Here is a 7385-nt window from a genome sequence, read left to right as displayed (position 1 = left end):
GAAATAATTTTCGCAATGATTTTTTCACGGTTTTTTGGCAAAAGGGCTGTATGTGGAATGGGAAGACCCAAAGGATGGCGAAATAAGGCTGTTACCGCAAACCAGTCAGCAAGTCCTCCGACAAGGCCAGCTTCAAAACCGCCTTGAAGTATGGTTCTCCAAATCGATGGCTCCAGAGGAATCGTAATCAGAAAACCAGCAGCCATCACAATAAGTGAAATGGTTGCTAAATGCTGGGTGTTTTTTTTCTCTTTTAACATTTTTGTACCTCACAATTTGAATAAATATGGTTAACACTATTATCTCAATTTTTGTGGGAAAAATAAAGAAACTCGCCGAATGGCGAGCGTCAAGGAAACAAAGCAATAAGATGGATTTAAAAAAAGATGCGTTCAACGAGCCAAAATCCCCCTAAAAGGGTAATAATGATTGACCCAACTTTTACATAGATGCTGTATTTTTTTTGCTTTTGAATGAACGCAAGGATTGGGAGGAGAACCAAGACAATAGTTAGCTGGATGGCTTCAATACCCAAATTAAAATTAACTAGCGCAACAGCTAAATGGCTTTTTGGAATCGCCATCTCCCGCAAAATACTAGCAAACCCAAGTCCATGGATTAATCCAAATAGGAAAGTCAGAGTCCAACGGTGATTGATCTCTTTTCGGAAAATATTCTCTAAAGCAACATAACAAATACTAAAGGCAATGACAGATTCCACAAATCTTGATGGAAGGGTAACCACACCTAACACGGCAAGACTAAGAGTTATACTATGGGCGATCGTAAAGGACGTAACAATCGCGGCATATTGCTTCCAAGTTTGCTTTCTTAACAATAGAGCAAAAAGAAATAAAAGGTGATCATACCCAGTTAGAATATGCAGCATCCCCAGTTTGAAAAAGGAAAACCAGGTGGATGATGTTGCTGTTGAAGTAGTATTCATGGTCTTCGTTTGTTTTGGCGTTTGTTGAGGGTGGTCCGTTTGATTGTCAGATGACCCTTGCTCCTGCTGAGCTTCGGTGATTAGGATTGTCCACGTACGGTTATCTCCCTGTAAGACCGCCTCACTTGTTTCTCCCATAATATTTGCGGATATTAGATTAACATAGTTTGCAGTTGTGTCATGATAGTAAAATCCATCGTTAAAGACAATAGTATCTCCCGGTGAAAAAGCAGGAAAACGAAGATAAACGGATAAAAATTCTTTGTTGCTTTTTTTTACAATCTTTATTTTTTCAACATTGGGCGCTTGCTCATGGTTGTTGCGATCCAGGGTAAGTCCTTCCGTAATCAGCTCTTTCAAATGATGCTGGCCCTTTTTTAATTCTGAATTTTGAAGAATCCAATCTTTATTTGTGTCAATTTTTGGTAGAAGTTCAAATATCGATAGAGTATCAAGTGAAAAGACAATTTCTGTTTTATCCTTGTTCATCGTTATTTGAGAATAACTAGCACTGTAAGAATGTGCTTCTGCCTGTTTGGGGATGAAAGCAAATTGAATCATTAAAAAAGAAAAGAAAAGAAAAAATTGCTTTTTATAAAAAGATGAATCCTTTTGTCTAAAACTAGTAAACATATGAGTTACACTTGCCCCCTTGAATTACTATTATGATGGATTAAATACCTAATCAGCAGCTCCCTCTTAATATAATCACATTGCCTAATTTTTGTATACATTCCTAAAATAAAAATTATTTTAAAAAAATATAGTTACTCACAGATTTGTTAGTATCTATTTATTGGAGAAAATTGTAGAATAAGAGAGAAATAGGCTATTTTTTCATTGATAGGGAGAATTAGCCATTTTACTATAATTTTTAGAGGGTGGTTGTTGAATGAATAGGCGACAGAGAAAAATGAAACGCTGGATCAGTATGATCACAGCAGCGCTCCTATTGATCAGTACATTTTTGCCAAGTAGCTTAATTGGCAGCGCTCATGCGGAGCAGGCTGATCATGTGGTTATCTCCCAGTATTTTGGTGGTGGGGGTAATACAGGAGCACCATATAATAAAGACTTTATTGAACTGTATAACCCAACTGACCAAGATGTAACTCTAGATGGTTGGTCTGTACAGTATGCTTCCACTACTGGTACAAGCTGGCAAGTCACACCACTAAAAGGTAGTATTAAAGCGCATGGATATTATCTTATTGCAGAAGCAGGTGGAGCAAACGGTGCGGATTTACCGACACCTGATGCCAGTGGTGCCTTAACAATGTCAGGCTCAGGTGCAAAGATTGCCTTATTTAAGGATAAAACAACGGCAGCATCTGGGGCAAAACCTTCTGAAGCAATTGATTTTTTAGGAATGGGTGGTGCCACTTCCTATGAGGGTTCAGCAGCGACAAAAGCACCTTCAAACACAACTAGTGCGCAACGCAGACCATACGCAAACGTTGACCCAGCACCTGGAAAAGGGAATGCATGGGATACTGATGATAATGCAGCAGACTTTTATGTAGGTCCTGTTGCCACTCCTAGAAACACGTCAAGTCCTACAGAAGACCCAATGGTTCCAGTTCAAAGCTTGCAGCCAAAGGGAATCAACATTCAATTCACACAAAATGGAACTACTGTTAATGTAACTGGACAAGCTAATGCGGTTGAGGCTGGTTCAATTGTCGGCATTTATGAAAGCGCATCCAATGGTTCTGCTCTTGCAACAAAAACAGCTTCTGATGATGGGTCATTTGATATTAGCTTCGAATCTAGTAAAGCATTAACTTCCGTATATGTAGCGGCAACACAAACTGGATTGGCAGAAAGTGCTCCCATCCAAGTTAATTTGGCTATCCCTAGTACATCCGTTGATCAGACAAAATTAAGCTATGTTATTGCGGATGGTGTCGGTACATTAATTGGCGGTACAGGTGCAGCTGCAGCAAATGCAATCATTAATGTTTATCCGACTGCTACACCCAATTTAGCTGAAAAGCTAAATACTTCAGCCCTAAAGGCTGGCGTTTCCGGAGATTTTAACTTAACAATTAGTAATGCTCCCAATACAGTTTATGTGACGCAAACGACGAGCACAGCAAAAGGAATTATGTTAGAAAGTATTCCTGTTTCTGTTACAAAGGCGGATACGACGGTAGTATCCAAGCTTTCGGAAGTACGTGCTTCCGATGCAAAAGGTCAGCCTGTCAACCTAAATAAATTCTTTACAGTTGAAGGTGTGGCTACCGTTGACAACCAAATTCTTGGAACACAAAAACAAAACTTCTACCTTCAAGATGATACGGCTGGTATCAATATTTTCAGCTCTACTCTTGATATCGGGTATAAAGTCCTTAAAGGGGACAAGCTTCGTGTTACTGGTAAGATTTTAGTGTACAACGGATTAACGGAATTTGAACCAACATCAATTGAAAAAATTAGTGAAGGGGAACCAATTCCTGCAGCCAAAGTATTAACCCTATTAGATTCAATTACCTATGCAACTGCTGAACCGCTTGAAGGCAGTCTTATTACTCTAACAGGCAAGGTAACAGCTGTTGCTGCCTCAGGGGCAAACTATAATGTAACATTTGCCGATGAGAATAACAAAACGACAACTTTAAGGGTAATGGGTGCAACAGGTATTAAACCTGAAACTGATTTTGTGATTGGAAAAAGCTATGTCGTAACAGGGGTATTAGGACAGTATACTACAAATACTTCAGCAACGAGTGGCTACCAGGTTTACCCACGTGATATTAAGGATATTACACCGATTCTTGGTATCACACACACTGCACTAACTGAAGTCTATAAAGGTGCCAATGTTGAATTTGTAGCCAATGCTGACGGTGCCGAGTCCGTAACGGTTTACTACAGAGAAACTGGAACTGCTGAGTATTTACCTGTAGCCTTGATTAATGACGGTAATGGACGCTATACTGCCACTTTGACTGCCGGAAATGTACCACAAGCTGGGTTCGAGTATTATATTGAAGCTAAAGCTGGTACACAAGTTCAATCTGCTGGTACAAACACAAATCCATATGCAGTTACTTTAATTGATGACAAGACTGGTCCAGCCATCACTGGTGAAACACCACAGGTTAATGACAAGGTAGAAAGCCCAACACCTGAAATATCTGCCATTCTTAATGACCCAAGCGGTGTTGACGAAACAACTATTCAATTTTTATTAGATGGACAGGAGCTTAAAGTACCTGCAGCTACAATCAGTAAAACACAAGTGAAATATTTGCCGGATACAGATCTGGCATTGGGAATTCACACAGTAAAGGTTTCTGCAAAGGATACTAAAGGGAATCTTACTGAAAAAACATGGACATTTGAAATTGTTCCACGTTTTACTGGAGGAAATCACTATCGTGGTACTACCCATAACCATACAAGTATTTCACATGATGGTGCAGGAAATCCTGAAGATGCTTTAAAAGCTGGTAAATACCATCATTATGATTGGTTTGCATTCTCTGACCACTCTCATGATATTGACCCGGAAAAGCTGGGTACTGATACTGTAGAACGTAAAACAGCTTCGGGTACATCTGTACCGGAGCGTTCAGGAGGATCCCAATGGCAATTAACGAAAGATCTTGCCAAACAATATACCAAAAATGGTGATTATGTAGTATTTCCGGCTTTTGAAATGACCTCAACGACATGGGGACATTCCAATATCTTTGGATCTGATAATTTTATCGATCGAAATATTAATGGTAAGCAATACCAGGATTTAAATCAGTATTATGCATGGGTTATGACTTACGATGATATTGTTGGTCAATTTAATCACCCGGATATGTCTGCAAATGCCTTTAACAACTTTAAGCCATATAATAAGGATGTAGACAAGTTATTTACTATGTTGGAAGTAGGAAATGGATCTGGACACTACGGTTATGCAAATGCAGAAGGTAAGTATTTCTCTGCTTTAGACTTAGGCTGGCACGTGGCTCCTACTTATGGTGAGGATAACCATGAAGGAACATGGGGGCAAGTGAATGCTCGTACAGTTATTGTTGCAGATGACTTATCCCAAGAATCATTAATGCACTCCATGCGTAACATGCGTGTTTACATGGAAGAGGATCCAAACTTTACTTTAGACGTTCTAGCAAATGGCTATTACATGGGGTCAACAGTCGATAGCAAAAGTTTGAAATTTAAAGTGTCGGGTAGTGACTTAGTAACTGAAGAGCATAATGATAGTGATTATAACTATCTTCCGACAAGTTATAAATCTGACGATAGAATTGCAAAGGTTGAATTAATTACAAATGGTGGAAAAGTAATAGATTCTATTACACCAATGACCAAGGACTTTACTTGGAATCCAACCTATTCGGTAACTGGCGGCCAACAATGGTTTGTAATCAAGGTTACACAAATGGATGGGGAGCGTATTTACTCTGCACCAATTTGGTCGAAAGAAGAAGCTGTTGATGTGAAAGTTAACAGCGTTGATATTGATGGTGGAGTTATCGTGGGCGGCAACCCGGCAACATTAAAAGCAACGGTTGCAAATAACGGTACAGAGGTCGTGAAAAACTTAAAGGTAGACTTCTATTATGATGAAGTGAAGCAGGAGAACTTAATTGGGACGAATACTATTTCTTCAATCCTTTCCAAGAGTTCAGCAGCAGCTTCTGCTACTTGGACAAGTCCAATAAAAGGAGATCATAAGATTATTGTCGTGGTAACGTCATCCGATGGTCTTGATCTCGGAGATACAACTTACTCATTAGCAGTGAAGATCAAAGAACCGCTAGGTATAAAGGTATTAATTGATGCCTACCATGGTAACGAAAATACTTCTGCTGACGGCGGGACATACAAGGATAACTTAAAATCCTTTACTCTAATGCTTCAAAAAGAAGGATATACTGTTCTTGAAAATAAAGCTGCATTAACAGATGAAGTGTTAGCTAATGTAAAAATCTTAGTTATAACTCATGCAAGAACAGCATTATCTGCAAGTGAACGTGCAGCAATAGCAAATTTCATGAAAAATGGCGGTTCAATATTAATGGCTGGAAAGAGCAATAACAGCACTGACCCTACCATTAATAATTCACTATTAGGCGATATTGGTTCGTCCATTCGAATGGGTAATGACGGGGTATTTGACTTAAGCAAGACAGGAAACTTCTGGAGTGATCCGGCGGTAAGTCCATTTGCTGTCAGAATCCATCCTGGATTAGTGTCTAATCAAATTACTGACCGTGTTTCATTTATTGATTATTATAGCGGTACAAGCTTATCAGGGGCGGATAATCAACCGCTGACGGAAAATGGGAAAGTGGTAATACTTGCGAAAGGTAACGAAACAACCTATCAAGGTAATATCAAAGGCGGATACACTTATGATGCTGTTTCAGACACAACAGGTGGATCCGCGATTCCACTGATTGCATCCGAGGAAATTGGTGAACAAGGACGGATTATTGTATCTGGTATGAATATCTTTAATGATAAGCAAATAGATGAATCGTTTGAACCGAAGGGGAATGACGAATTTACACTTAACTCCGTAAACTGGTTGTCACATCGTGAAGAAAAGGTTGCAAATATTGAGGATGTCCGCAAATTGGCCGATGATACAAATGTAGTTGTTGAAGGAACAGTTACAACTGGTGCAGGAGTATTCTTTGATGCTTTCTACTTACAGGATGCAACAGGCGGAATTATGGCATTCCTAGAAGTCCCAGATGGTTCCTTAAAAGCGGGAGATAAGGTACGTGTATATGGTCACATTAAAACCTTTGAAAACAACAAAGAATTAGAGTTTACAAGTTTCGCAAAAGATGTAATCAAACTTGGTACAGGTGAACCGCTTCAACCTAAAGAGGTGACAACAGGAGAAGCTACAACCGATATGAATAAGGGTCTCCTTGTAAAAGTAAAAGGTAAAGTTGTTTCAAAGTTTGACGATAATTCATATTTGATAAATGACGGTTCCGGAGATGTATTAGTCTTTACGGATGGATATATTGTGAACCAACATCCAGAAGCTCCAGTTCCTGTACTTAAAACGGGTGACACTTTGGAAGCAGTAGGTTTATCCGGTTCTTTTGCACAAGGGGAACGTATTCGTGTAAGGGATACAAGAGAACTGATTGGAACTGTTACAACTGCCGCACCTGATGCACCAGTTGTAAATCCAGTAACAGATGCTGATGCTGTTATTACAGGAACTGCAAAGGTTGGAGTAACTGTAACAGCTGAGGTCGGTGAAGTTGAACTTGGTCATGTTGTTGTAGATGGTTCAGGTAAATTCACCATCCCTATTGCAAAACAAGTAGCAGGAACAAAAATTGTTGTCACAGCAACAGATGCAGCTGGTAACACAAGTGAGAAATCAGAAGTAACGGTTAAAGATGTAACGGCTCCAGCAGCACCAGTAGTAAATCCAGTAACAGAT

General features: G+C 39.5%; 3 protein-coding genes. 1 reads left to right on the top strand and 2 read right to left on the bottom strand.

Features of this window, described 5'->3' with window-relative positions; translation table 11 throughout:
* Together V7083_RS13360 and V7083_RS13355 are read right to left on the bottom strand one after the other, a co-directional pair.
* Positions 1 to 260 (bottom strand): DUF445 family protein (locus V7083_RS13360; RefSeq protein WP_335478501.1); only part of this gene is annotated, 260 nt, incomplete at its 3' end.
* Between the two features lie 116 nt (positions 261 to 376).
* On the bottom strand, positions 377 to 1579 hold the full coding sequence (locus tag V7083_RS13355; RefSeq protein WP_335478499.1) for a HupE/UreJ family protein: 1203 nt from the start codon (positions 1577 to 1579) through the stop codon (positions 377 to 379).
* Positions 1580 to 1838: 259 nt separating this feature from the next.
* Here V7083_RS13355 and V7083_RS13350 point away from each other — a divergent pair.
* Positions 1839 to 7385 (top strand): Ig-like domain-containing protein (locus V7083_RS13350; protein ID WP_335478497.1); only part of this gene is annotated, 5547 nt, incomplete at its 3' end.

This window comes from Bacillus sp. JJ1764 (assembly GCF_036962145.1).
In the GTDB taxonomy this organism is placed as follows: domain Bacteria; phylum Bacillota; class Bacilli; order Bacillales; family Cytobacillaceae; genus Neobacillus.
Note: the sequence above shows the minus strand (reverse complement) of the source record. Positions and strands in the feature narration are given on the sequence as shown.

Excerpts from the sequence above, each read along its gene's own strand:
- V7083_RS13355 (WP_335478499.1), bottom strand. The coding sequence starts at position 1,579 with ATGTTTACTAGTTTTAGACAAAAGGATTCATCTTTTTATAAAAAGCAA.